The 24096-nt window shown below is 33.1% G+C and carries 28 protein-coding genes and 1 pseudogene; 9 read left to right on the top strand and 20 right to left on the bottom strand.

Annotation, left to right across the window (positions count from 1 at the left end; translation table 11 throughout):
• Nucleotides 1–320: 320 nt before the first annotated feature.
• The 4 genes and pseudogenes from hcp to DN389_RS11195 form a co-directional block, all read right to left on the bottom strand.
• Entirely contained in the window at nucleotides 321–1607 is a 1287-nt protein-coding gene (gene hcp / locus DN389_RS11210) for a hydroxylamine reductase (RefSeq protein ID WP_149237123.1), read from the bottom strand.
• Nucleotides 1608–2300: 693 nt separating this feature from the next.
• Nucleotides 2301–3074: a BcII family subclass B1 metallo-beta-lactamase gene (gene bla2, locus DN389_RS11205; protein ID WP_088122730.1), complete on the bottom strand. Its 774-nt coding sequence runs from the start codon at nucleotides 3072–3074 to the stop codon at nucleotides 2301–2303.
• A gap of 137 nt (nucleotides 3075–3211) precedes the next feature.
• Nucleotides 3212–3949 (bottom strand): annotated as a pseudogene (locus DN389_RS11200) (glycoside hydrolase family 25 protein).
• Nucleotides 3950–3982: 33 nt separating this feature from the next.
• Entirely contained in the window at nucleotides 3983–4264 is a 282-nt protein-coding gene (locus DN389_RS11195) for a MazG nucleotide pyrophosphohydrolase domain-containing protein (RefSeq protein ID WP_048543793.1), read from the bottom strand.
• A 111-nt stretch (nucleotides 4265–4375) separates the two neighbouring features.
• On the opposite strand from DN389_RS11195, the gene DN389_RS11190 reads away from it, so the two are divergent.
• Entirely contained in the window at nucleotides 4376–4666 is a 291-nt protein-coding gene (locus DN389_RS11190) for a DUF3784 domain-containing protein (RefSeq protein WP_097889798.1), read from the top strand.
• Between the two features lie 29 nt (nucleotides 4667–4695).
• On the opposite strand, the gene DN389_RS11185 is transcribed toward DN389_RS11190, so the two are convergent.
• Entirely contained in the window at nucleotides 4696–4977 is a 282-nt protein-coding gene (locus DN389_RS11185; protein ID WP_097889797.1) for a hypothetical protein, read from the bottom strand.
• Nucleotides 4978–5109: 132 nt separating this feature from the next.
• On the opposite strand from DN389_RS11185, the gene DN389_RS11180 reads away from it, so the two are divergent.
• Complete coding sequence (locus tag DN389_RS11180; RefSeq protein WP_060487811.1) at nucleotides 5110–5304, top strand: hypothetical protein; 195 nt, start codon at nucleotides 5110–5112, stop codon at nucleotides 5302–5304.
• 111 nt (nucleotides 5305–5415) lie between these two features.
• A complete protein-coding gene (locus DN389_RS11175) occupies nucleotides 5416–6453 on the top strand; it encodes a serine hydrolase domain-containing protein (RefSeq protein ID WP_149237122.1) in 1038 nt (345 codons plus the stop codon).
• Nucleotides 6454–6488: 35 nt separating this feature from the next.
• Here DN389_RS11175 and DN389_RS11170 read toward each other — a convergent pair whose 3' ends face one another.
• The 4 genes from DN389_RS11170 to DN389_RS11155 form a co-directional block, all read right to left on the bottom strand.
• On the bottom strand, nucleotides 6489–6737 hold the full coding sequence (locus DN389_RS11170; protein ID WP_060487813.1) for a hypothetical protein: 249 nt from the start codon (nucleotides 6735–6737) through the stop codon (nucleotides 6489–6491).
• A 279-nt stretch (nucleotides 6738–7016) separates the two neighbouring features.
• Nucleotides 7017–8060, bottom strand: coding sequence for a flavin-containing monooxygenase (locus DN389_RS11165; RefSeq protein ID WP_149237121.1), 1044 nt, complete (start codon nucleotides 8058–8060; stop codon nucleotides 7017–7019).
• 205 nt (nucleotides 8061–8265) lie between these two features.
• Nucleotides 8266–8619: a glyoxalase superfamily protein gene (locus tag DN389_RS11160; RefSeq protein WP_060487815.1), complete on the bottom strand. Its 354-nt coding sequence runs from the start codon at nucleotides 8617–8619 to the stop codon at nucleotides 8266–8268.
• Nucleotides 8620–8631: 12 nt separating this feature from the next.
• The gene (locus DN389_RS11155; protein WP_060487889.1) at nucleotides 8632–9324 is read right to left on the bottom strand and encodes a cyclic nucleotide-binding domain-containing protein; all 693 of its coding nucleotides are present in this window, start codon (nucleotides 9322–9324) and stop codon (nucleotides 8632–8634) included.
• 109 nt (nucleotides 9325–9433) lie between these two features.
• Between DN389_RS11155 and DN389_RS11150 the strand changes: the two genes are divergently transcribed.
• From DN389_RS11150 to DN389_RS11140, 3 genes are all read left to right on the top strand, one after another.
• Nucleotides 9434–9880 (top strand): DMT family transporter, encoded by a 447-nt coding sequence (locus tag DN389_RS11150; protein WP_016118365.1) that lies wholly within the window; start codon nucleotides 9434–9436, stop codon nucleotides 9878–9880.
• Between the two features lie 13 nt (nucleotides 9881–9893).
• Complete coding sequence (locus tag DN389_RS11145) at nucleotides 9894–10358, top strand: DMT family transporter (RefSeq protein ID WP_060487816.1); 465 nt, start codon at nucleotides 9894–9896, stop codon at nucleotides 10356–10358.
• Between the two features lie 104 nt (nucleotides 10359–10462).
• On the top strand, nucleotides 10463–10942 hold the full coding sequence (locus DN389_RS11140; RefSeq protein ID WP_060487817.1) for a hypothetical protein: 480 nt from the start codon (nucleotides 10463–10465) through the stop codon (nucleotides 10940–10942).
• A 40-nt stretch (nucleotides 10943–10982) separates the two neighbouring features.
• On the opposite strand, the gene aiiA is transcribed toward DN389_RS11140, so the two are convergent.
• The 4 genes from aiiA to DN389_RS11120 form a co-directional block, all read right to left on the bottom strand.
• A complete protein-coding gene (gene aiiA, locus DN389_RS11135; RefSeq protein ID WP_149237120.1) occupies nucleotides 10983–11735 on the bottom strand; it encodes a quorum-quenching N-acyl homoserine lactonase AiiA in 753 nt (250 codons plus the stop codon).
• 336 nt (nucleotides 11736–12071) lie between these two features.
• Nucleotides 12072–12938, bottom strand: coding sequence for a DUF4097 family beta strand repeat-containing protein (locus DN389_RS11130; RefSeq protein ID WP_149237119.1), 867 nt, complete (start codon nucleotides 12936–12938; stop codon nucleotides 12072–12074).
• Nucleotides 12928–13491 (bottom strand): HAAS signaling domain-containing protein, encoded by a 564-nt coding sequence (locus DN389_RS11125; protein ID WP_060487820.1) that lies wholly within the window; start codon nucleotides 13489–13491, stop codon nucleotides 12928–12930. Before DN389_RS11125 ends, DN389_RS11130 begins: the two co-directional genes overlap by 11 nt.
• The gene (locus tag DN389_RS11120; RefSeq protein ID WP_001102638.1) at nucleotides 13478–13807 is read right to left on the bottom strand and encodes a PadR family transcriptional regulator; all 330 of its coding nucleotides are present in this window, start codon (nucleotides 13805–13807) and stop codon (nucleotides 13478–13480) included. The genes DN389_RS11125 and DN389_RS11120 overlap by 14 nt, the downstream gene beginning before the upstream one ends.
• Before the next feature lie 308 nt (nucleotides 13808–14115).
• Between DN389_RS11120 and DN389_RS11115 the strand changes: the two genes are divergently transcribed.
• The gene (locus tag DN389_RS11115) at nucleotides 14116–15135 is read left to right on the top strand and encodes a zinc-binding alcohol dehydrogenase family protein (protein ID WP_149237118.1); all 1020 of its coding nucleotides are present in this window, start codon (nucleotides 14116–14118) and stop codon (nucleotides 15133–15135) included.
• 48 nt (nucleotides 15136–15183) lie between these two features.
• Here the strand turns inward: DN389_RS11115 and DN389_RS11110 are convergent, their stop codons facing one another.
• The gene (locus tag DN389_RS11110) at nucleotides 15184–16575 is read right to left on the bottom strand and encodes an amino acid permease (protein WP_060487822.1); all 1392 of its coding nucleotides are present in this window, start codon (nucleotides 16573–16575) and stop codon (nucleotides 15184–15186) included.
• Nucleotides 16576–17154: 579 nt separating this feature from the next.
• Nucleotides 17155–18354 carry a multidrug effflux MFS transporter gene (locus tag DN389_RS11105; RefSeq protein ID WP_149237117.1) on the bottom strand — a complete coding sequence of 400 codons (1200 nt, stop codon included), beginning with the start codon at nucleotides 18352–18354 and terminating at the stop codon, nucleotides 17155–17157.
• A gap of 365 nt (nucleotides 18355–18719) precedes the next feature.
• On the opposite strand from DN389_RS11105, the gene DN389_RS11100 reads away from it, so the two are divergent.
• Nucleotides 18720–19286 (top strand): DUF5823 family protein, encoded by a 567-nt coding sequence (locus tag DN389_RS11100; protein ID WP_149237116.1) that lies wholly within the window; start codon nucleotides 18720–18722, stop codon nucleotides 19284–19286.
• Between the two features lie 66 nt (nucleotides 19287–19352).
• On the opposite strand, the gene DN389_RS11095 is transcribed toward DN389_RS11100, so the two are convergent.
• From DN389_RS11095 to DN389_RS11075, 5 genes are all read right to left on the bottom strand, one after another.
• Nucleotides 19353–19523: a hypothetical protein gene (locus tag DN389_RS11095; RefSeq protein ID WP_060487825.1), complete on the bottom strand. Its 171-nt coding sequence runs from the start codon at nucleotides 19521–19523 to the stop codon at nucleotides 19353–19355.
• 389 nt (nucleotides 19524–19912) lie between these two features.
• Nucleotides 19913–20191 carry a hypothetical protein gene (locus DN389_RS11090; protein WP_000865003.1) on the bottom strand — a complete coding sequence of 93 codons (279 nt, stop codon included), beginning with the start codon at nucleotides 20189–20191 and terminating at the stop codon, nucleotides 19913–19915.
• A 621-nt stretch (nucleotides 20192–20812) separates the two neighbouring features.
• On the bottom strand, nucleotides 20813–21193 hold the full coding sequence (locus DN389_RS11085; RefSeq protein ID WP_000608947.1) for a hypothetical protein: 381 nt from the start codon (nucleotides 21191–21193) through the stop codon (nucleotides 20813–20815).
• A gap of 431 nt (nucleotides 21194–21624) precedes the next feature.
• A complete protein-coding gene (gene bshB2, locus DN389_RS11080) occupies nucleotides 21625–22287 on the bottom strand; it encodes a bacillithiol biosynthesis deacetylase BshB2 (protein ID WP_000439466.1) in 663 nt (220 codons plus the stop codon).
• A gap of 15 nt (nucleotides 22288–22302) precedes the next feature.
• Nucleotides 22303–22653 carry a YojF family protein gene (locus tag DN389_RS11075; protein ID WP_000407039.1) on the bottom strand — a complete coding sequence of 117 codons (351 nt, stop codon included), beginning with the start codon at nucleotides 22651–22653 and terminating at the stop codon, nucleotides 22303–22305.
• A 262-nt stretch (nucleotides 22654–22915) separates the two neighbouring features.
• Here DN389_RS11075 and DN389_RS11070 point away from each other — a divergent pair.
• On the top strand, nucleotides 22916–24096 hold a 1181-nt coding region (locus DN389_RS11070; protein WP_149237115.1), incomplete at its 3' end, for an ArsB/NhaD family transporter.

Raw genomic sequence — 24096 nt, 5'->3', positions numbered from 1 at the left:
CCCCAACTTTTAGTTACAGTAAAAAAAGCCCTACATGTTGAAAAGTGTAATCAAAATGAGTTGGGCTTTGTTCAATATTTTCAATTCAAATGAAAAAGAGGTGAAATTATATATATTCATGTGGAAATTTCATTTTGTGGATACTTACAAATCTTAAGTTGATGGGCATGTGGTGGGACCCTTTAAAAGCCTTATAAAATCATAAATTTTATAGATATAGCAGCTTCCTTTTATTAATAAGATAAATCATTTGTATGTACGTTTACTCACGCACATACAAATGATTTATACAGCCATAATTAAATAAAAACATTTTTTCGTTACGATAACATCATATCCATATCTTCTGCTGCAGTTGTAATTAGTTTTAAACCGAATGTTTCTTGTAATACATCAAGCACACCAGGTGAAATAAATTCAGGCGCCTTTGGACCGATGCGAATATCTTGAATTCCAAGACTAAATAGCCCAAGTAAAATAGCAACCGCTTTTTGTTCAAACCATGATAGGACAATACTTACTGGCAATTCATTCACTTCACATTGGAAAACATCAGCTAAAGCAGCTGCTATTTTCACTGTAGAAATGGAATTATTGCATTGCCCTAAGTCGATGTATCGAGGAATCTCCGTACCAGGCACAACACCATAATCTACATCATTAAAGCGGAATTTCCCGCAAGAAGTCGTTAAAATAACCGTTTCTGGCGGAAGTGACGTTGCTAATTCACGATAATATTCTCCGCCTTTCCCTGGTGCATCACAACCTGCGATGACAAAGAAACGCTTAATCTTCCCTTCTTTTACTGCCTCAATAATTTCCGGAGCTAATGATAATACTGTATTATGATGGAAACCTGTTACTAACTGTTCATCTGACTCCATATGTACTTCTGGGAGTTCTAGCGCTTTTTGAATCAATGGTGCAAAATCATCATTTTCAATTTTTTGTACACCCTGTAAACCTGCAATATCATATGAAAAGAATCGATCAGAGTATGATCCTTTAATTGGCATAACACAATTCGTTGTCGCTAATATGGCACCTGTAAATTTTTCGAAAAGACGTCGTTGATCATACCATGCCTTACCGATGTTTCCCTTTAAATGCTTATATTTTTTCAGCTGCGGATAACCGTGTGCTGGTAACATTTCAGAATGTGTATAAATATTAATGTCTTTTCCTTCTGTCTGCTTTAATAGTTCTTCTAATGCAAATAAATTATGGCCCGTAACTACAATTGCCTTACCTTCTACGTGGTTTTGTGTAATTTGAACAGGCTCTGGAACACCAAAGTGATTCGTATGCGCCTCATCTAACAACTCCATTACTCGTAAAGCCGATTTCCCTACTTTCATAGCCATATCAATATGTTCTTGTTCATTAAAGTTAGAATTTGTTAATGTCATATACAGTGCTTCTTGCGTTGTAGCATCTACAAATGCATCAGTATACCCTAGCTGAGCAGCATGCGTACGATAAGCTGCAATTCCTTTTAGCCCAAACACAATCGTATCTTGTAAACTTGCAATTGTTTCATTTTTACCGCAAACACCTATCACTTTACATCCACCTGTTGGTGTTTGTTCACATTGATAACAAAACATTATCATCCCACCCTCTCCCAATCATTCATTACACCTTAAGCATAATACCCATTGAAAAAAAGTGATGTGATATCAATCACAATAATATGTATAAATTTGTGACAATTTATATTGTTTACATAATATTTTTATTGGTACCAAAAAAAACCATTACATAATCCTGTTGTTCAAGTTTTCAAATATCTAGACTATTGCTGAATCTCTTAAGAAAACAGAAATAGACATACAAAAACGCTATTCTTTCTTTTTATCATTCAACAGAAAGAATAGCGTTTTTTCATTTTGAAGAACTATCAATTTTTTGATTAAGGATTTTATGAAAAATCACTTTTTTCACAATATATTTACACTATCTTTACAATGTTTACATTTTTTATATGATATATTTATATAGAATCTACTTAAGAAATTTCATGTACATTGTTATCTTTATAATCTCTGATCTGATTGATAAGAGATTATGTTATATTTTCATACCAGGGGTGAATTAGGATGACTGAAACTTTAAAAACACTTATAATGCTCGATATTACTTACGTTGTTATAGCAATTATGACGGTACTGGTATTTGTATACTTGGAATTAAAATCTCAGTAACGTATGCAGGCATAATTGATAGCTTCGCATTTAAATATAGCTAGAAGAAAGCGAGGAGAAAATTGTTTCTCCTCGCTTTTATATTCCCATAATTTCTTATTTCAACAAATCCAATGTATGTAAAAGTAACCCTCTGTCCCCTACTTCTCCATGACCAGGCACTACTGCATTTATGTTCCCATATCGCTTCAGCACATTTTCAATCGATGTAGACCATTCATTTACATAGGCATCAGCGACATTCCCTAAATTTTTAGCTTCCGCAGATTTCACTAAACAACCTCCAGCTAAAATGTTATATTGCGGTAACCATACAACGATATTATCTTCTGTATGTCCTTTCCCTGGATAAAACGTTTCTACTTTCATATTTTCAAACTTTAATTTCGTAATTGTTTGTAAATCTCCAAGTGGCTCTTCATATCCATTTTTCTTTGCTAATTCCGCAGTTAATGCCGTACTATGCGCTTTAATGCCTCTTTCTTTCAACGTTTTTATTCCGCCAATTCGATCAGCATGCGCATGTGTAATAATGACATCCGTTACGCGCTGCTTAAATTTCTTTTCTACCATCTCTATTAATTCCTTCGTTAACTTATCATCCCAAGAAGAATCGACAAGTACTAAGCCTTTTGAAGTAGTAAGAACTAGACCGTTCGAAGGAACTGCTTCTCCGTTAAAATAACCTAACTCCGTATGAACCCATACATTTTTGTTTAACTGAGAAATTGAAATAGTTCCTGTCTCATTTTTTATTACTTTTTGCTCTAGCTTTTGTTCCGCTTTCACAGAAGAAACTGTACTAACAAATTGAGTTGTTCCTAGCAAACTAACACATACCCCTAATTTTAATAATGTATCCTTTTTCATTTTCTCCACCCTTTCTTTCAAACGAAATAGCTATTACCTATATTAGACAATTCATCTCAAATGTTTGTTCCATCTTTTTTTTACATATTTTTCATACCATTAATAAAAAGCGCACAAAATTTTGTGCGCTTTAAAACTTAACCTTTTATTCCATAATTCTCAAACTCTTCCTCATTCCCATAAAATACATTCAAATCAATATACTTTTCTTTTCCATTATAACCATTTAATCTCCCGCGATTCGTGTATTGCCAAAACGTCCATTTTCTCTCCTCAGATAAACTCGGTTTTGTAAAGACACTACGAATCCATATATCACATTGAGGATACGCATTCTTTATATACAAATCATATGCCTCTTGAGTTGCATACAATATTACTTTCTTACCGTAATGTTTTTCTAGCATTTTTATCATGACCGACAACTCTTTCACAACATCTTCACGCTTAGGGGGATTATCTTTTTTGTTAGCATAAAACTCAACATCAATTACGGGTGGCAATGCTTGTTTATACTTTGGAACAGTTCGTATATATTGCTCTGCTTGTGTTTCACCCTTACTATCAAAACTAAAAAAATGATACGCTCCGACGCGCATACCTGTCTTATTCGCATTCGTCCAATTTTCCGAAAAGTACTTATCTACAAAAGAGCTTCCTTCAGTAGCCTTTATAAACGCAAACTTCATATTTTGCTTTTACAACTCTCTCCAATCTATATCTCCTTGGTATGACGCAACATCTACACCTTTTATTTCATACTTATCCGCACTTATTTGATTCGGAATAAATATGCCTTGAAAGACTAAATAAGCGAAAACACTCATTACACTAATTAAGGTAAAGACTCCTCCTATAATAAGCTTCTTTTTCATTCGTATCCCCATCTTTACACATTAATATTCCACTTACCATTCACGTTTTTTATTAATCCTCATTTTTTCTTCAAATGCCTTCTCTAAATCAATTTCTAACTTATTTGCTAAGTCACATACATTCCAAATGACATCAAACATTTCTAAACCAATCTCTCTTTTCGAATCTTGTATTTTATCACGCTTTAATATCACTTCCGCTAATTCACCTAATTCCGCCATCGCATACATCGTACGCTCTTCAATTGTTGTATCTTGAAATCCTTTTTCTTTACTGAAATTTGATACATATCTCTGGAATTCCACAATATTCATACTTAATCTCCCTTCATGATAAATACTCTGTTTCCTATTACACTTATATTTTGTTAAATTATAACATTCATACTATAATTTATTTATAACCCTTTAACGGAGGTGTTTTCAATGACTCTCTTCGCTTCACCATCATTATTCATACTAGCAATTATTTCATTTGCACTAGCCTATTTCATCGGAGTTAAACAATACACTTGGCTCTTATCAGGATTCAATGAACGCCGTGTGCCAAATAAAGATAAGTTATCAAAAATAGTTGGTCTTTATAATTTAATTGCCGGTGTTATCGCCACAATTGGTAGTGTCTTCACTACTCCTAATGTCAAAATCTTATTTCCTATCATTATAATTGGCCACGTTATAATCGCTGCTTATGTAAATACACGCATGGTGCATTGAAAAAAGATCACCCAAATGGATGATCTTTTTTATAATTTATCAACATATTGCTTCGCTTCTAGTAAAGAAAACCCAAAAGCCTCTCTCACTCTCTTAACTGCTGTAACTGTTTTTCCTTCTTCCATAAGCTGGCGTAACTCTTTATTAATTTCAGGTTCTCTATCTATAATTCCCATTTCTTTCGTAATTAGCTGTAATCTATCTTCCATCCTCTTTAAACGTGCATCCGTTTTCTTTTCGATTCTATTTAATTTTTCAGCAATATAAATAAACCCAAAGACCGCTATCGGTATGATCATCCAAAATCCCATGACTATCCCCCCTATTAGCTTTCATTTGTTTTATTTCACTATCTTATGTAAATTTTACCACGAAACACATTTAATGTATAATAGCAATATACAACATTTCTGATAAAACCTTTTATTTTAGGGGGACACTTTATGAAAAGATTTTTAAATACGTTACTACAATTTGTAGTTCTTTCAATTGCACTACATTTATTATTTGATATCGTTGGCTGGCTTGTTTTCAATGCGCCAATTCAAAACAAACAAATCATTATTTCCTTACTAACAACCTCATGGCTAATGTACATGTACCGAGATAAATTTTTTAAAGCATTCACTTCAAATTAACTAAAAGAACTTCATCGATAAAAGATGAAGCTTTTTCTTTTTCTCTCATTCTCTCTATTAACTACTGTATAATAGAACTAATATTCTGTCTTTCATAAGAAAGGAGTCACTATGAACTTAAAAAGTAACACTATATACGAGAAAATGAACCAATATTCCGTTGCAGGTTTAAGCCTTGCTGTTATACGTGATGGTAAACTAGATGAAGCAACTGCCTGCGGAACACTTGAATCTGGAACAACTAAAACTGTCACTACGAATTCCATATTCAATTCTTGTTCTATTAGTAAATTCTTCACTACAATGCTCGTACTAACGTTATCAGATCAAAAGATCGTGCATTTAGATGAAGACGTAAATGATAGACTCACATTTTGGAACATACCTACCAATCTATTTACCTCACAGAAAAAAGTCACGTTGCGAAATTTATTAAGCCACCAATCTGGAATCATTGATCCTCCTAATAGTTTTGAACATTATACACTTGCACAAGGGCGACCAAACATGTCTGAACTCCTTGCCGGTAAAACATCATATTGTCCAGTACCGATAGAAATAACTTATAAACCAGAAAGCGAATTTCACTACTCTGATGCAAACTTTTGTATTATTGAACTACTACTTGAAGATATAACTGGGAAACCATTCAATCTTTTACTTGAAGAATATATCTTTCAGCCACTGCAACTAAAAAATAGTATGCTATTCCCTCCTGAAGATACAAATAAAATGGAGACCTTTGCTTGTGGGCATAATAAAGATGGTGCTGTTACAAATGAGAAGTATCCATTTTATCCATTCGCAGCTTCTTCAGGTATTTGGACAACACCAACAGACTTATCAACTTTAGTAATTGAAATCATTCATTCCTTACAAGGAAAGGGCAAACTAAAACTTTCTCAAAAATTAGTACAAGACATGATTTCTCCTCAAGGTTGCTCAAAATGGACTGGGTTAGGTGTGTTTCTAGATGATTCGAATAAAGACTTACAAATGTATTCACTTGGATGGGGCGTTGGGTTTCAATGTATGATGGTATGCTATCCATACCGAGGTAATGGTGCTGTTATAATGACGAACACTGACTTAGGTGTTCATCAAATGGAAGGGATTATTGGTGACGTGTTAAAAACGTTATCCTTATAATGAAAAGAAAGAAGCTGTTCTTCCAGCTCCTTTCTCTATATAACATTTTTCGCAACAATTTTTATATGTTCCGGCGCGATAATCTCCGTTATACTTTCTTGGAAATCTTCCCGCAACAATTCTTCAATATGTTCTAACTGCACTTCAACATGTGTGCATTCTAAATCATGTATATTTAATAATGCATAATGATCTTTTTTCTTAATTACTAAATATTGATTTTCCTCTGTTACAATCACCGATCCTAATCGTACTCCTAATAGGCGTTGATCATCAAACTTCATAATGCCTTCTCCTTCCCTCACATAAATGCAATTATCATTTGAATAATTATATTTATGGAAATGCATCTCATGTAGACTATACCATAATCTACTAAAATATAAATATTATTTTTTCTTTTAATAAAAATCCCTATTCTTTTATATATTTCAATACAAAAAACTTTCTCAACATAAAATTAGAATTTTCAGTTTTTATTCTTATGAAAATCTATTATAATAAAGTTAATAAATGTTTGACCTCTCCTAATTCATGTACATATGGATGATCAGTAGTTGTTGCTACTGATCTATTTTTTTGATTTCAGAAAGTAAATACACTGCATCTCTTCCTACACCACAAATAAGTGCAGAACCTCTTTGAGATTGCCACGGCAAACCGATATAATATAATCCACTTACTGAACTAATTCCCTTTATATGATTAGGAAATCCATTCTTATTTACTGCCTTTTCTATTTCAATCCAGTTATACTCTAAAACAAAACCCGTTGACCATATAATGCTTTCTGCACTATACGTACCACCATTTTGAAACATAATATTATTTTCTGATGCACTAACCACTTTTTCCTCTAGTTTAATTGCTCCATTACGAATAAGTTCTTTGCCTTCAAAACCAAAAATAGGATCCTTTCTCTTCTGAAACCATTTTCCCCTCTTAGTATTTACTTCGGCGTACAATAAACCCAATTTTTCTAACCAATAAAAAATGCTTTTTCTAAAAAGACGTAACGGTAAAAATGTTAAAGAATGACTGATAGATATTGTAACTTCATGAGTTTTTGCAAGTTCTACTGCAATTTGCATTCCTGAATTCCCGCCACCTACTACTAGTACATTCCCCTTAGGAATTTGTGATGGTGATTTATATTGTGATGAATGTATTTGAAAAACATGCGATGAAAGATGTTGTGAAAATGAGGGGATGTATGGTTGCTGAAAACCACCTGTTGCGATAACAACCTTTTTTGCTTGTAAAATTTCTGTAGGAGTATGTAATTTGAATATCTCTTTTTCTTTCTTTATTTTTAAAACTTCGGTTTGCAATTGGACCGGTAATGTAAAGTACCTTGCATATTCTTCTAAATAAGTTGCCATTTCATCTTTATTTGGAAATCCATTTCCTTCTCCTTTTACTATCATACCTGGTAAACTACTATATTCCCTCGGTGTGAAGAGTTGCAAAGAATCATATCTGTTTCTCCATGAATCCCCAATTCGGTTTCCTGCCTCAAGTAATAAAAAATTATAACCTTCTTGCTTCAAGTAATATCCCATTGTTAATCCAGCTTGACCAGCTCCAATAATAATTACATCTAGCATCTTTTTCCTCCTTCTCATAACGTATGAATACATGCTCATTCGTTCATATGTTTTATGATACAATTTATTTATCAATAATTCAATTTGTTTAACAAAAGGAAAAAGAGTAGTTCGCTACTTTATGAACTACTCTTCATTACATTTATTTAATACCCAATTACACTGCACTATCTCTAAAAAATTTATATATTAATCCCTTCCGACTCTACCATCTCTCCTCATAAAATACGATTCTATTTGAAAACGGATCAATTACAGTTAATTCGATTGTATCCCAAGGTGTTTCTTCTATATTTGGCTTCGAATAAGCATATTCTTTATTCAATAATATAGAATGATAATCCTCTACATTATCTATTTTGACCCGAATCGCACCGCCTGGCGAAGCATCCCCATGATGTTCTGATAAATGTATTACAGCATCATGTAACGAAATTTGCATATATAATGGCATATGTTCCTCATACCGATGTTCCCAATCCATTTTAAACCCTAAAAAATCTATGTAAAATAGCTTTGCTTTTTCAACATCAAAAATTCTAAATATAGGTGTAATCATTCTAATCTCCTCCTATTTATAAACATCTGCTGCCAATTCCCTCAAAACATCCACATTTACTACTTCGAAGCAACCATTGTTCTTTTTTATTATCTCTTTATCACAAAAAATATTTAATGTACGTAATAGATGACGATAACTCGTTCCTAACAATTCCGCTGTTTCCGTTAAATTCCCACTAAATACAATTCTATTTCCATGCTGCACCGCTCGTTCCCCTGCTGCTAACATGTAACTCGCAAGTCTATTTTCAAGTGGATATAGTAAATTAATTGTACTGTTTTTTGAAAGCCGATTTAACTTATGTGCTAATGATCCGCAAATACACCGTAAAAATTTCGCATCATGAAATAATTGATTTCTCACTTTACCTAAAGGTAAACCAACACAATATGAATCTGCCATTACTTGTACGTTTGAAGCAGTCTTTTGAGAATGAATTAACTCCACATCTCCTAACAGCTGCAAACTATCATAAAAGCATAATAATACAGATTTACCGTTACTTAATGTATTAAACGCTTTCGCTTTTCCTTCAACAAAGAAAAATAAATAATCTATCTCTTCATTTTCTCTACAAATAAACTCATTCTTTTTAAAAAATATGAGTTCCATATTCGGTTTCATATCATTACTAAAAAATGAATCAATATTATTTTGTTTCATATACTCTGCTAATTTAATTGAATTACATACTTTCTTCATAGTTCCCCCGCCTTTACAACTCATCCCCATTGTAATCAAAATTTCCTTCTTCCACTATGACATATGTCATAGTAATACACAATTTCAGCATGATACAGTCATTACAAATATGAAAATTAAAGGGGATATTACATTGTATAACTTTCTTTCTGTCTTTATTGGTGTGCTCATCGCCGTTATGCTTCCACTCAATGGGATTTTATCTGAGTTAATTGGCAAGTATACAGCGAGCGTTGTCATTCACCTTGTCGGTTTACTTGCAGTTATTTTCGTTTTAATCATAAACAAAAATAAAATTCGTTTCGATAAAGGTATTCCACTTTTTCTATATAGTGCTGGAGCGATTGGGGTATTCACTGTTCTTTTTAATAATATAAGTTTCTCCGTCCTTGGTGCCTCTATTACGATCGCATTAAGTTTACTTGGTCAATCCATTGCTTCCATCGTTATTGATCATTTCGGCTTATTAGGAATGAAAGTTGCAAAGTTTGAAAAGAAAAAACTAATTGGATTATGTTTCATCTCTTCCGGAATTATTATCATGACAATTTATTAATGGAGGCAGAAAAATGTTATATATTACGATCGCTATTTTAGCTGGTGTTTCTATCGTTGTTGCTAGAATTATTAACGCGAATTTAGCAAAGGAAATTGGAAATTGGGAAGGCACGTTTTTTAATTATATTACTGGATTATTTTTCTCTACATTATTTTTAATTTTCAGTTCAGATTCATTGTATATTCCAATGCAGACGTTACAATCTATTCCTATCGCTGTGTACTTAGGCGGATTAGTAGGCGTTATCGTCATCTCTTTATCGAACTATATTACTCCTAAAATATCAGCATTTTATTTAACGTTACTCATCTTTATTGGACAATTATTTGCGGGGACTATCATTGATTTCATCTTGTCACACCAACTCTCAATGGGCAAAGTTGTCGGTGGCATTTTCGTACTAATCGGGCTTACTTACAATTTACTCGTGGATCGTCCGATAAAAACTGTGAAGCATAACCAAGTTCAACTATAATACTTTATGCTTACCTATCATATATTAATAGAAAAGCTCTTCATATGAAGTAATAGAGAGGAGAATATTCTATTAAGAAAATCATTTTACTACTAGGTAGCACATTGATTATTTTTGGTATCGTATGGTTTTTCAACTCTGGAAAATCTATTCAAGACTTCTATACAGCAAATAAACCAAAGAAGAAAGCTACTATCATTTCAACTCAAAGAGACCCAAATGAACCCCCTGTCTTTTTAGGAAAACAGGAAATAAAAGATATACATGTCGAGTCAATTAAAACAAAAAAGGATATCTTTCTCACAAAAACAGATGAATTAAAAACGTTCATTAACAGTATGGATACAGCCAAAAAAGGAAAATTAACATTAGATGAAGAAGGATCAGATTTAATAGATTGTGACATGTGGATTACTTTCGAGGATGGAACTTATAAAAAATATTTCATATGGGTAGTTGACCATCACAATAACGAAGTGATGATTGCCCAGCAAGATACTCCTGATGATGTAAACCTTACGTACTATCAATTAAATGAAGATAGTTCTAAAAAAGTCTATAACTTATTTAAAAAAATTATTTAAGAGAAAAAGTCATGAGCACGTAAGCTCATGACTTTTTGCACTATATATATTCAGGGAACACTTTACATCCCTTTTCCTGCTCTATATCATGCCCAAAGAAAACAATCGGCTTCTCTTTTATCACAATTTCTTTTAAACGTTTAATTGAAGATAAAGCTAATTCTGGATCAAATCCAGCAAACGGCACTTCATCTTCAAAATTCTCTTTCGTATAAGATGCATCAATCGTTAATAATACAGGACCGGATTTTTCTGTCTCAATTAATAGCGATTGATGCCCTGGAGTATGGCCTGGTGTATGCAATAATTGAACTCCTGGTACGACTTCATAATCACCTTCAATGATTTTGTAGTTTAAATTCGGCAATATACATTCTTTCAAATATTCTTCGCTATGCTGCGCCGCCTCATATTCAGCACGCTGTACAATGATTGGTGTATTTATAAAAGCGCCATTTCCTCCTGCATGATCAAAATGCAAGTGAGAACTAATAATATAAAGAAGGTCTTCCGGCTCATAACCAACCCGTTTTAAAATATTCACGATTCTATCTTCTTCAGTCATTTTCGGTAAAACCTGTCCTTCGACAAATGTACCGTTAAAAAGATCTTCATTTTTAACTGCACTTTCTGGCATACCTGTATCTACTAAAATAGGTCCTTCTTCAGTCTCCAAAAGATAACACCATACAGGTAAGTTCAATAAGTTCCCCGGCGTGAGCCTACTATTAACTGAAGAATGATCTAACATACAACGACCTGCTGGGACGAAATAAAGCTTCTTTACTGTCATTATGTATCCACCTTTAAATTTAGTTTTGAATAAAACAATACAGTAAAGAATTCCTCTTGCTAGAAATAAACTCCTTCTCACTTTTCATTGTTTCACCCATTATTTTTGAGACATTCACAAATTCTCCTTACACTATTAATTATTATTCGTTATTTTTCTAAGAATCCAAGGTAATAAATCAACTGTTTGTATTTTGAAATACGAAAAGGATACACACTTAAACGAAGGTTACATAAAAAAGAACCGACTACCTATATGTTGAAAAAAGGAGTCGGTTCTTTTTTATTTATTATTGCTCTTTATGTGCGACGAGCTGAGATTATAAAAGGTAATATGCTATTGTTTTTTCACTGTAATATTTCCGTTATGTGTGTTTAATTTAATTATATTTTCTCCCTTTCCAATAACCGTATTCCCGTTATATTTATTCAGGATATTCGCACTGCCGTTGTCGACAGAAACATTAAATTGAACATTAGTTGGTTCTTTTTCGGTTTCAATATTAATTTTCCCATTATGAGTCATAAAATTGAGATTTCGATCCAGTTCATTCGTTTTAAGAGTAAGACTTCCATTTTTAGTTTGCCCCTCTATTTCACCTTCAACATGGTCTAGCATTATTCGTCCGTTGTTCGATTTCACATGAATATTTTGTGCCAATACATCTTTGAAATCCATAATTCCATTGTTTGCTTCTGCGATAATTTTTGGCGAATTGATTTCTCTTAATTCAACATGTCCATTGCTTGTATTGATATTAAAATGTGTTGCGTTTAGTTTTTTAGCAGAAACGTAGCCATTATTATTGGAAACTTTTAATGAATCATATTGTTTTTCGGGTAGATACACATTTAATGTTAATGGAGCCAATACTTCAGAAATATTAAAGTTGAACCAGCTCTGTTGTTTTTCTTTATAAGAAATGAGAAGCGTTGAATCTTCCTCATCCGTAGCTAATGTTCTTTTTACGTTTGGATTAACCTCGCCATCTAATTTTACTTTCACGTTACTATCTTTTGTAGGATTGATATTAACACGAACGTTATTTGTATCAATAATGACGCTTGACACATTATTATTATTAACGACCTTTTCTTCTGAAATTGGTACTGCAGCAATTGAACGATAAGTGAATAAACTTCCGATAATACCAATAATGAAAACAACACCTGCAATGATTGAAAGACTCTTTTTATTTATCATGCTTCAAACCACCTTTTACTAATGCTATATTGAACTTTAAATAACGAACAAATCCATTCTTTGCTAGCTTCGTTAAAAATAACATAGCAATAACAATGAAATATCCAAGTCCACAAAGTGCTAAAGAAACAAAAAGATTAAATAGCAAGAATGTATTTGGATGTATAATCGTATCAACTAAAACAAGTAATGGTGCGCCTAAAAATGAGATACCTAGAACCCATCCTGAAAAAATTAATGCCGCTAATGTAATTGCAGGTCCAAGCACGATTAACAAATTAAAAAAACCTAATCCAATTACTGCCCAAATTGCCCGAAAAACATTTCCTGTTGTTGCACTTGCTGTTACTTTCTCAATATGATAATCTGCTAATAACTCTTTGGCGATTTGAGCTGGAGAGCCTAATGAAGTTGCAATTTCTTCTTCACTTTTCCCTTCCTCTAATCCGAAAGTAAAATGTTCTTCATAATCTTTTAAAATATCTGCACGCTCTTTATCAGATAACCTTTTTAGAGATACATTTAATTGTTGTAAAAATTTATCTTTCGTCATTACCTACACCTTCTTTAATTAATTGATTGACACCTTGTGAAAACTCATTCCATTCCTCCAAAAGTTGATACAAATACGTTCTACCTTTATCCGTCAGTGTATAATACTTTCTTGAAGGGCCTTCTGAAGACTCCTGTAAATACGTTGTAAAATATTCTTCCTTAGTTAGCCTTCGAAGAAGAGGATAAACAGACCCTTCTGATATTTCAATTCGATTGGAAATATTTCGAACTAATTCATATCCATAACGGTCTTGCTTATCCAGTAAGACAAGAACACAAAGTTCTAAAACTCCTTTTTTAAATTGTACATTCAATATTCATTCACCCTATTCTAATTGATATCCACTACTGTTTATTATTTAGTACTATTTTATAACTAATAACTACAAGTATAATATAACACTTGGTATTGTTCATTGCAAGGTACACTGGAAAAATAAGTATACCTCTCATCCGACGCTTATAAAATCAGAGTGATGGATGTTGCTCGCCAGTTACAAAGTTCTAAATGAAGTTGAAACAGCTCTTTTACAAAATGGAAAGAACTCAACTTTTTTACATAATGACGCTTTACCTACTATAATAAAAGAGAAAAACTCTTACTTTAATGGAGGGAATACAAATGAAAGCAATTGGTTTACATGAATACTTACCTATTGAAGAAGAAAACAGTTTAATTGATATTGAAGTTGAAAGACCTGTTGCTACAGGAAGAGATATACTTGTTAAAATTAACGCTATTTCCGTTAATCCAGTTGATACAAAAGTTCGCTCTCCGAAAGATAAAAAAGAAGATGTAGCGAAAATACTTGGCTGGGATGCTTGTGGTGTCGTCGTACAAACGGGCGAAGGTTGTACGTTATTTAAAGAAGGCGACGAAGTATTTTACGCTGGAAGTATTACGAGACAAGGTACATATAGTGAATACCACCTAGTTGATGAACGAATCGTTGGCAAGAAACCTAAAACGTTAAGTGATGCTGAATCTGCAGCACTTCCTTTAACAGCTATTACGGCTTGGGAAGGTTTATTTGAACGTTTAAGCATTGATTATAATAAGAAAGATGAGAATACCTTCAAAAACATTTTAATTATCGGCGGGGCTGGTGGTGTAGGTTCAATTGCCATTCAACTGGCGAAATGGGCTGGACTGAATGTAATCACAACTGCATCCCGTAATGAAACGATACACTGGGTTGAAAAATTTGGTGCCGATTATATCATTAACCATCACCAACCTTTACAAGATCAAATATTAGAGTTTGGGCTAAAAGATGTAGATTATATTTTCTGCTTAAACAATACAGATCAACATTGGCAAGCAATTTGTGACCTCATTAAACCACAAGGAAAAATTTGCTCTATCGTAGAAAATGAACACCCTCTTGAGATGGGTATTTTAAAAAGTAAAAGTGCTACATTCGTTTGGGAGTTTATGTTTACAAAAGCGATGTACGAAACTGGCGATATGATCACGCAGCACGAACTATTAAATAAAGTAAGCGAACTATTAGATGAAGGTATTTTAAAGACTACTCTAAATGAAACATTCACACCAATTAACGCTGAAAACGTAAAGAAAGCACATGCACTGCTTGAAAGCGGAAGTACCATTGGGAAAATCGTTTTAGAGAAATTTTAATAGTAAAAAATCCGATTTTCATATGAGAAATCGGATTTTTTACTTTCTTTATTTACTTGAAATCTCTTGATCATTTTGAACATCTAACGGAGGTCTTTTCCCTATTCCGAAAGCATAGAAACTAATTGTGACGATAGCTAAGAAAACAATACCTACAACTAATGAAATACGTGTATCATCGTTAAACCACATTCCGATTAATACCATAATTAAAAAGGCAATTGTCAAATAGTTTGTAACAGGAGCAAATGGCATTTTGAACGGATGATCTTTCATCTCTGCTCCCTTTTCTTTTCTAAAATTAATTTGACTAATTAAAATGACGAACCATGGTACCATACCAGGAAGTACGCTCGCACTATATACATATACGAATAAGTTTTTCGGTGCGATATAACTTAAAACAACACCAACCGCTAAACCGATAATTACGCCAACTGTACCGAATAAAGGTACACCATTTCCAGAAAGTTTCGTGAAATATTTCGGCGCTTGTCCATTTACACCTAACGTATAAAGCATACGGCCCGCACTATAAATACCACTATTACAACCCGACATTGCCGCTGTAATAACAACGAAGTTAATAAGTCCAGCTGCTGCCGTAATACCAACCTTCGCAAAAGTTGCTACGAACGGACTACCAATTGTACTTAATTGATCCCACGGATATACAGTTACAATAACGAAAATAGCACCAATATAGAAAATTAAAATACGCCAAATTGTACTTTGAATCGCTCTTGTAAGTGTCTTCTTCGGGTTTTTCGCTTCACCAGCAGTAATACCAATTAATTCCACACCTTGGTATGCACCAACTACAAGTGATAATGCAAAGAAGAATCCTGAAAAACCACCTGTAAAGAAACCGCCATTTGACCAAAGATTAGATATGCCAATCGCTTCTCCACCGTTACCAATTCCAAAGAAAATAAGTCCAAATCCCGCAATAATCATTAATAGAATCGTAACGATTTTAATCATCGCAAACCAAAATTCAAATTCACCAAATGACTTAACAGAAATTAAGTTAGCTGCGCCAAGAATAACCATTGCGATTACGCCTGGTATCCAAGCTGGTAATTCCGGGAACCAATATTTCATATATGCTCCAACCGCAATAATTTCTGACATCCCAACGATAACCCACTGGAACCAGTTACTCCACGCTGTCATATAGCCAGCTAGCGGATGAATATACTTATGACCGAACGTCGCAAATGAACCTGTACTCGGCTCCATATACAACATTTCACCCATCGCACGCATAATGAAGAAGATAAAAATACCTGCAATTGCATAAGCAAGCATTACTGACGGACCTGTCCATTTAATCGTGCTGGCCGACCCCATAAACAAACCAACACCAATCGTTCCGCCTAAAGCGATCATTTGAATATGACGTGCTTCTAAGCCCCTTTTCAATTCCTTGTTTGCCACTTCACTTCCCCCTCTTAGATGATTCATAGCCGCATTTTAAAACAAGATGCTTTCCCCTAATTCCTTTCGGCCCTGAAAATGATGAAGCAAACGTCATTTTACACTAGCTTTAAAGCTATCCTAAAATCGTTTTTTGCCTCTTACAAAATTCTCAAAACCTTTCATCTTCCAATATTCTATAAATCTTAAAATTACTTACCTTATATTAATTCATTTATCTGAAAAGTTCAATTATTTTTTCAATAAATTATTATACATAAGTCTGATTAATTTTTAACTAAATTAACAATAAAATACATCTATTCAATATGATTCCGGCATGAATATTATTACAGTATAAATAACCGAGGAGAGTATTTCTTCCTAGGTTTCACATCTCATGTACTTCAATCTTTATAGTTGATAACGTAATTTCCCACACGTCCGATTCATATACTAACCAGAAATTTAATATATTAATAAACTACTGATTTCTTTAGTCCAGCCCAATTCTGAGGTAGGAATCTTACTGCCTCAAAACAGCAGGATAAAATATAAAAGAGTCTCATTAAAAAACGAGACTCTTTTACCATTTCATATTTAAATCATTTTTGAAGTTTGTTTACCTAAAATAAACACTTTAGTAAACACCATCATGATAACTACAATAGCCAGAAAATAAAGTGGCATCACCAGTAACGAGCCCGTATGAAGTTGACTCATTCCCCAAACTGTCATCGTTACAATTACATAGTACCCTAAGCTAAACAAAGCTCCGGCTGTACCAATGACATCTTGAAAATCTACTAACGCTAAACTTAAACAGTTAGGTAACGCTATCCCAATTCCTAATAGCAATATAAACATCGCTACTAAAAATACACTCATATATATTACATTCGGATTTGATCCAACAAACGTAATAACAGATAAAAGGATAGCTCCTCCTGTCATTACAAGACAACCAATATATATAATCTTCTCTGGTTTATACGTGGCAAGCAATCGTCTCGAAACTTTCGCTCCAATAATAGAAGCGGAAGCAACAACAATTCCTAGAAGTCCATACATACTAGGCGATAACTGAAAGTATTCAATAAAGATAAACGGCGCTTCTGCATAATAGCTAAATAAAACACCATTTGCTCCTCCAATTAATAACCCATATGTTACTACTTTCGGATTTGTAATTAACCTCTTCAAGACTAAGAATACATTTATTTTATTCGTTACTGAGTCCGTCTTTGTTTCGGGAAGAGAAACAAACGTATACAGAAAAATCCCGATACTCATAACTACTAAACTTAAAAATACGATTTTAAATCCAAACATTTGATCAAGAAAGCCACCAATTAACGGTCCTATCGCTGGTGTAAAAGCAATGACTGCCGAGATTTGAGCAAACATAACATGCCTCTTATGCCCTTCTACACTTTCACGTAAAATCGTTTGTGTCACAACTGAACCAGCACTTGCTCCAAACGCTTGAATAAAACGACTTAGCAATAAAACTTCAATGGAATTTGCAATAAAGCATAAGAAACTCCCAACGCCATATATGACAATTCCAAATAACATTGCCGGGCGACGGCCAATTATATCTGACAACCATCCAATAAAAAATACACCTAAAGCAAATCCAGCAAAATACACACTAAGTGTTAACTGTACCTCATTATTACTTACATGTAACGCCTTTGAAATATCCGGTAAAGACGGTGTGTAAATCGTTTCACTAATTTGCGGAAATGCGACAAGAATGATCATTAACAAAAGTGATGGTACTGAGACTTTTTTCATTTTTCATACCCTCCTATAACTTTGAAAATCTCAGAAATAAAAAGACTTTCCTTAGCTATGGAACAGGAGGGGCCATTATAGAAATTCGATCATAAAACAACAAAGAAAACACCTCAATTACGTATGTTAATACTTATAGGAGGGTAATATTAACATTGATTTTAAAATATGCTTTTTCAATTATATTACATATTGCGTTTCTTTTTCTAGTGTTTGGCCTTAGAGTATTTGTTAAAAAGATAACTTGATGCTACCACCTTTTTATGGAATAATTAGGAATAGTTTGAATTGATAGTTCTAATTATGAAACGACAGACTAGCATATTTTTAATATCTTAAAGCTTACAAACAGGAGGCCTTTCGTAATGATTGAAATTTTAAGGACAGTAATAAACTTCCTAATCTCTCTATTCTCAGGAGAATTACCAATTGTATATTATGTATGGATTATTACCCTATTCCTAATTCAAATAACCCAAGCTACTCTGAACTATAAGCTCTTTAACAAGAAAGATAATTTCAGTACTTATATATCTGAAGGATTACTCGCTTTTATTATTTTATTGTTTGGAGGCATGTTAGTTTCTAAGTTACTAGCTTACATAATAGATGATCCTACTATTAGTATGACAAATGTAACACATTATTTTATTTCTCTTATCATATTAACTATATTTGTCGTAATAACCTGTATTAAAGACTTTATAGAGACATCTATAAAGAATAAAAATATATCACTTTTTAGCTTTTTAGTAATTTCCTTAATAACAAGTATACTTTCATTCAAGTTTTTATCACATTTAATTGAAGGTTCTTTTTCTCTTTCTAAATCTTTTATAACCACTTTAATCATTCTTGTAACTATATCAATTCCTCTATTAATTTCCTTAGAGGATAAATATGCAGATGAAAAAGAAACAGAAAATGTATAACTTCTCATTTACATAAAAGAAAGAGGGAGCTCCCCTCTTTCTTTTATATCGTCCTATTTCACAAGATTAAATAATCCCTTTTAATATCAATCCTAAAACTGACATTACTATCGCACTAATAATAATCCGCAAAATCCAAGTTGTGTTTGCACTTATTTTTTCTAATTGCTTATTGATTGTTGCTATGTCTTTCTCATTAATAATGGTACGCGTTTCTAAATTTCGAATGTCTCTCATAATTTCTTTTTACTCAGCCTTGAGACTGTCAATTTCAGCATAAACATCTTCCGTATATTCATAACATCTTTTTATCCCAATATACACACTATTAGACAACCCTCTTACCCGTGAATACATGCCGTATATCCGCGCGCCAAATTATTTGTACAATCTAATTGAATTACTCACATGTTTCCTTTCTTATATATAAATCAGCGTTAAGATAATATGCAATTAAGATAAATTAAAATTGGAAAAGGAACCCCTTGTTTATTTAACAACAAACAAGGTGCAAAATCCAACATCCGGGAGCACCTACGATAATTTCTATTGTTTTAATCAACACTTTCACATTTACAACTCAATATAGTCAGTATGATTTTATGAAGAGTCTACTTTTTAGCTGCTTAATGTATACTAATATTAATACGAAACAGCTGTATTGATAAACTCTCTAAAACAATAAATATACTAGCTGAAACAAACCTATATCCCATAGTTTTCCCAGTAACATTAATGGTTATTTCTGATAAATTCATTTGTATATCATTGTTTTCAAAAATTTCATCCTCAACCTTTACAATATCTGCTTCACAATCTACTTCTTTAAAAGTTTTCAATAATTTTGTTTCCAATAAACTACAATCAAAGTTCTCATCTTTTATTACGGCAAATTTAACCTTCATATTGATTTCCCCATTTTTAACAAACTATAATCATTAAATCAATATAAATATATATTATTCTATTAAATAATTCAAAATATATGTTTCTTGCAAATCATTACTAAATATCAGTTCTAGGGATTGTAATGCCTTTTATGGATTTTCCATCAAAAATAGAACTTAATCCACGAATAATCACGTGTTTCAAATACAATATCTTTATCTGTTGAACGACCCTATCTCTCCTTAAAAATTCTTGTTCTTACCCTATTTCTTAACAAGGACTTTAACTCAAGTTGTCTTTTCTTTATAAAAAATAGCCTACCTATTTCCGTAGGCAGACTATATCTTTATTACACCATACAAAAGTATACTCTCTACTCGAACTTTATGTAATGATACAGATTACAAATAAATTATTATCTTTTCTATATTCTTATCACTGATTTTTTGTTCATAAATTCGTAACACATATATATGAGTTATCATGCTAAAATTAGTTTATTCAAAAGAAGTTATTCTTAATGCATCGATAATTTTTAATACCCTGTTTAAAGCCTCGCCCCCCTGCGAGGCTTTTTCCTATTTAACTAGAATAGTAGTTATCAACCGTTACTATGCTGCTACACATCCTACTTTTAGCTATTCAGCATCAGCGCACGTAAAATTCTTTCCTCCATCATTTGATTTACAAATATTATTTATAGATTTTTCGGTTATTCTTTCATTTTCATTAGAAACTCGATCTAAGTCCATTCGAAATACTTGTTCCGGATTCTCTTTTGAATTCCCTTCAATATGAATTGTACGATCGAACATCTCAGCCGTGAAGCTACTAGATGTATTTATCATTTCTACTCCATTATTTTCACCTACATAGCGTTCAACTACTTTTTCGGCTTCTTTAAGTTGTTGAGATGTAGGATATGGTATAGATTCCGCTAATATGACTACACCTACTAAATATGTAATATACAAACCACCTGCAATCAAGATCACTTTCTTTACTGTTTTATTAATCATGCTCTAACTCCCTTTGCTTCTTTTGCTATTAAAATATATAACTTTCCTAATTTCTATCAATTTCTTTTTAGTACATAACATTTATTTTACATTTTATAAAAAACACCTCTTTTACTAATTTTCAATTGTTTAATAATAATTATTTGTTGTTTTTCAATAAATAATTATTATTAAATAATTATTATTAAACAATTTATTTTTGCTTTTTTTTAGTTTTTATTCAATCTGAAAACAACCGACTTATTTAATTCCACTACATGATGCTAGTTTTGTTAATGGTACAACACTTCTTGTTGATGGAGGCTATACTGCACATTAATTTTAAAACTTTAAAGCATATCTCTAAGAAATATATAGTCTTCAACAAAAAAGCACCGTCACAAGTGACAGTGCTTTTTTTATGTAAGAGCAGCCAGAAGATATCTTCTAGCCTACTCCCATTTATAAGTCCAAAATTGTTCAAGTTGCAGCCATTTTAATGTTGCTGCATCTTTATTTTTGATTTTTGCATGTGTTTCTTCTAACATCGCTTCTGTTTGTGAACGGTGCGCACCTAGTGCAGCTAATTTATGCTCGAATACTTCACTAATATTATTTACAACATCCGGCTCACCTAATACAGCTTCGCGATTTCTTGTAATCGCAACTGCATGAATGACTGGACGTTCTTCTTTTGGCATACGCGATACAGCGCGAACGACAGCGCGGCCAAATGCATCATGATCTGGATGTACGCCGTGCTCTGGATAAAATGTAATAATTCGAGATGGATTTACTTCTTGAATGATTGCTTCAATTTTATCTGCAACAAAATCAACATCTTCAAATTCTAACGTTTTATCATGGAAACCAAGCATTCTTAAATCTTGAATTCCCATCGCTTCACATGCATCTTTCAATTCTTTTTCACGGATATTTGGAATCGTTTCACGGTTAGCGAATACGTTTTTCCCCATGTTACGTCCCATTTGTCCTAAAGTACCACATGCATACGTTACAGGTACTCCTTGATCTGTTAATAAGCGAATTGTTCCTCCCGCCGCAAATGCTTCATCATCTGGATGCGGAAATACAACAAGTACATGTCTCTCCATAAGTTTCCCTCCTTCTTACTTAAATGGCGTTAAGCTTAACTCAAGTGCAACTGCTAAGCGACCTTGATTATCGTGCCCTGCAAGTAATAAACGCTCTTTATCGTCTACTTCCCAGTGCGTAATACCTTCTGCATATACCCAGCCATGATCCATTTTTAAACCAACTCGGTATGGATTTGTTCCAGTAATCTTCCCACGTTCAAAGCGAATAATTGCATTTCGAATGAATGCTCCAACTGTCATCATCTTTTCGTTAAAGTGTGACGCATACGCTCCGTTCGTTGTTTCTAAATGAATATATACATCTTTATTTACAAAACGTTCAATTTCATTTTGAATAAGAGAACTATCTTTTACTATTTCCATCGGAATTCACCTCTTTAAACCATTTTACGCAAAAATAATGTAAATTGCTATCTCTATATTAGAGGACAACGCCCACTTTTCCTAATAATTTGTACTGTGTTTTTTATATTTTTTATATGATATGTAAAAAATATATTTTTTCCTTCACTTTGTTAAATAGTTTTCTTTCTTTTTTGAATTTGCTACAATATATTTTATCCCGTATTTATGCAGCGAGATACATTTTGACAATTGAATACATACTTTAAAGAAGGTGACATGATTGGAACAATCAGCACATGAAGTAGCAAATTGGCAATATTATTTTGCAATTGCCGTATTTTTAATCACGTACGGATTTATTATTTCTGAGAAATTGAATCGTGCTGTAATCGCACTATTCGGCGCTGCTATTATGATTATTTTTGGAGTTGTAGATTTACATACTGCTTTCACATCACATATTCAATGGGAAACGATTACCCTTTTAATTGGGATGATGATTCTCGTACATATTACGAGTCAATCAGGCGTATTTGAATTTGTGGCCATTAAAGCAGCGAAGGCAGCTGGTGGAAAACCAATCCGCATTTTATTATTACTATCCCTATTAACTGCTGTCGGTTCTGCCTTTTTGGACAACGTAACGACCGTTCTACTAATCGTTCCTGTTACACTGTCCATTACACGTATTTTAAAAGTAAACCCTGTTCCTTATTTGATTTCAGAAGTACTATTTTCAAATATAGGTGGAACAGCAACATTAATCGGTGACCCACCGAACATTATGATCGGATCAGCAAATAAGCATTTAGACTTTAATGCCTTTTTACTAAACTTAGCTCCAATCGTAATCATTATCTCTATCGTTACACTTGGTATTATTTACTTCATGTATCGCAACAAACTAAAAACAACACCTGAGCAAATTAAAATATTAATGGCATTGAACGAAAAAGATTATATTAAAGATCAAAGCCTCCTTTTAAAATCCATTTCAATTTTAGGACTAACCATTTTAGGCTTTGTACTTCATTCGATTATTCATGTAGACGCTGCGGTTATCGCGATGACAGGTGCTACACTTCTTATGCTAATCGGCGTGAAAGAACATGATATTGAAGATGTATTTGCCCACGTTGAATGGGTAACCATTTTCTTCTTTGCTGGACTATTCGTTCTCGTTGGCGGATTAATTGATATCGGACTTATTTCTTCACTCGCAAAAGAAGTACTCGACGTAACGAATGGTGATATCGGTTTCGCTGCGATACTTATTTTATGGGTATCAGGCATCGCATCTGCGACAATTGACAATATCCCCTTTGTCGCAACAATGATTCCGCTTATTCAAGATTTAGCTACAGGACTCGGACTATCTGTCGACTCTCCGCAAATCGAAGTACTATGGTGGGCGTTATCACTTGGGGCTTGCTTAGGAGGAAACGGAACATTAATCGGAGC

Origin of the sequence: Bacillus sp. AY3-1, from assembly GCF_008368785.1 — a bacterium.
Taxonomy (GTDB): Bacteria; Bacillota; Bacilli; order Bacillales; family Bacillaceae_G; genus Bacillus_A; species Bacillus_A wiedmannii.
The sequence above is the reverse complement of the archived record's forward strand: the minus strand, read 5'-3'. Positions and strand labels throughout refer to the sequence as shown.

Bases quoted from the DNA above. Each gene is read 5' to 3' on its own strand.
- DN389_RS11195 (WP_048543793.1), bottom strand. From the start codon at position 4,264: ATGAATATTGTGGAATTCCAGAGATATGTATCAAATTTCAGTAAAGAA.
- hcp (WP_149237123.1), bottom strand. From the start codon at position 1,607: ATGTTTTGTTATCAATGTGAACAAACACCAACAGGTGGATGTAAAGTG.
- DN389_RS11105 (WP_149237117.1), bottom strand. From the start codon at position 18,354: ATGAAAAAAGTCTCAGTACCATCACTTTTGTTAATGATCATTCTTGTC.
- DN389_RS11170 (WP_060487813.1), bottom strand. From the start codon at position 6,737: ATGAAGTTTGATGATCAACGCCTATTAGGAGTACGATTAGGATCGGTG.
- DN389_RS11185 (WP_097889797.1), bottom strand. From the start codon at position 4,977: ATGGGATTTTGGATGATCATACCGATAGCGGTCTTTGGGTTTATTTAT.
- aiiA (WP_149237120.1), bottom strand. From the start codon at position 11,735: ATGACAGTAAAGAAGCTTTATTTCGTCCCAGCAGGTCGTTGTATGTTA.
- DN389_RS11075 (WP_000407039.1), bottom strand. From the start codon at position 22,653: ATGGAAATAGTAAAAGATAGTTCTCTTATTCAAAATGAAATTGAACGT.
- DN389_RS11115 (WP_149237118.1), top strand. From the start codon at position 14,116: ATGAAAGCAATTGGTTTACATGAATACTTACCTATTGAAGAAGAAAAC.
- DN389_RS11165 (WP_149237121.1), bottom strand. From the start codon at position 8,060: ATGCTAGATGTAATTATTATTGGAGCTGGTCAAGCTGGATTAACAATG.
- DN389_RS11145 (WP_060487816.1), top strand. From the start codon at position 9,894: ATGTTATATATTACGATCGCTATTTTAGCTGGTGTTTCTATCGTTGTT.
- DN389_RS11175 (WP_149237122.1), top strand. From the start codon at position 5,416: ATGAACTTAAAAAGTAACACTATATACGAGAAAATGAACCAATATTCC.
- bla2 (WP_088122730.1), bottom strand. From the start codon at position 3,074: ATGAAAAAGGATACATTATTAAAATTAGGGGTATGTGTTAGTTTGCTA.
- bshB2 (WP_000439466.1), bottom strand. From the start codon at position 22,287: ATGGAGAGACATGTACTTGTTGTATTTCCGCATCCAGATGATGAAGCA.
- DN389_RS11190 (WP_097889798.1), top strand. From the start codon at position 4,376: ATGACTCTCTTCGCTTCACCATCATTATTCATACTAGCAATTATTTCA.
- DN389_RS11095 (WP_060487825.1), bottom strand. From the start codon at position 19,523: ATGAGAGACATTCGAAATTTAGAAACGCGTACCATTATTAATGAGAAA.
- DN389_RS11090 (WP_000865003.1), bottom strand. From the start codon at position 20,191: ATGAAGGTTAAATTTGCCGTAATAAAAGATGAGAACTTTGATTGTAGT.
- DN389_RS11100 (WP_149237116.1), top strand. From the start codon at position 18,720: ATGATTGAAATTTTAAGGACAGTAATAAACTTCCTAATCTCTCTATTC.
- DN389_RS11180 (WP_060487811.1), top strand. From the start codon at position 5,110: ATGAAAAGATTTTTAAATACGTTACTACAATTTGTAGTTCTTTCAATT.
- DN389_RS11130 (WP_149237119.1), bottom strand. From the start codon at position 12,938: ATGATAAATAAAAAGAGTCTTTCAATCATTGCAGGTGTTGTTTTCATT.
- DN389_RS11155 (WP_060487889.1), bottom strand. From the start codon at position 9,324: ATGAAGAAAGTATGTAATTCAATTAAATTAGCAGAGTATATGAAACAA.
- DN389_RS11085 (WP_000608947.1), bottom strand. From the start codon at position 21,193: ATGATTAATAAAACAGTAAAGAAAGTGATCTTGATTGCAGGTGGTTTG.
- DN389_RS11160 (WP_060487815.1), bottom strand. From the start codon at position 8,619: ATGATTACACCTATATTTAGAATTTTTGATGTTGAAAAAGCAAAGCTA.
- DN389_RS11150 (WP_016118365.1), top strand. From the start codon at position 9,434: ATGAAAATTAAAGGGGATATTACATTGTATAACTTTCTTTCTGTCTTT.
- DN389_RS11125 (WP_060487820.1), bottom strand. From the start codon at position 13,491: ATGACGAAAGATAAATTTTTACAACAATTAAATGTATCTCTAAAAAGG.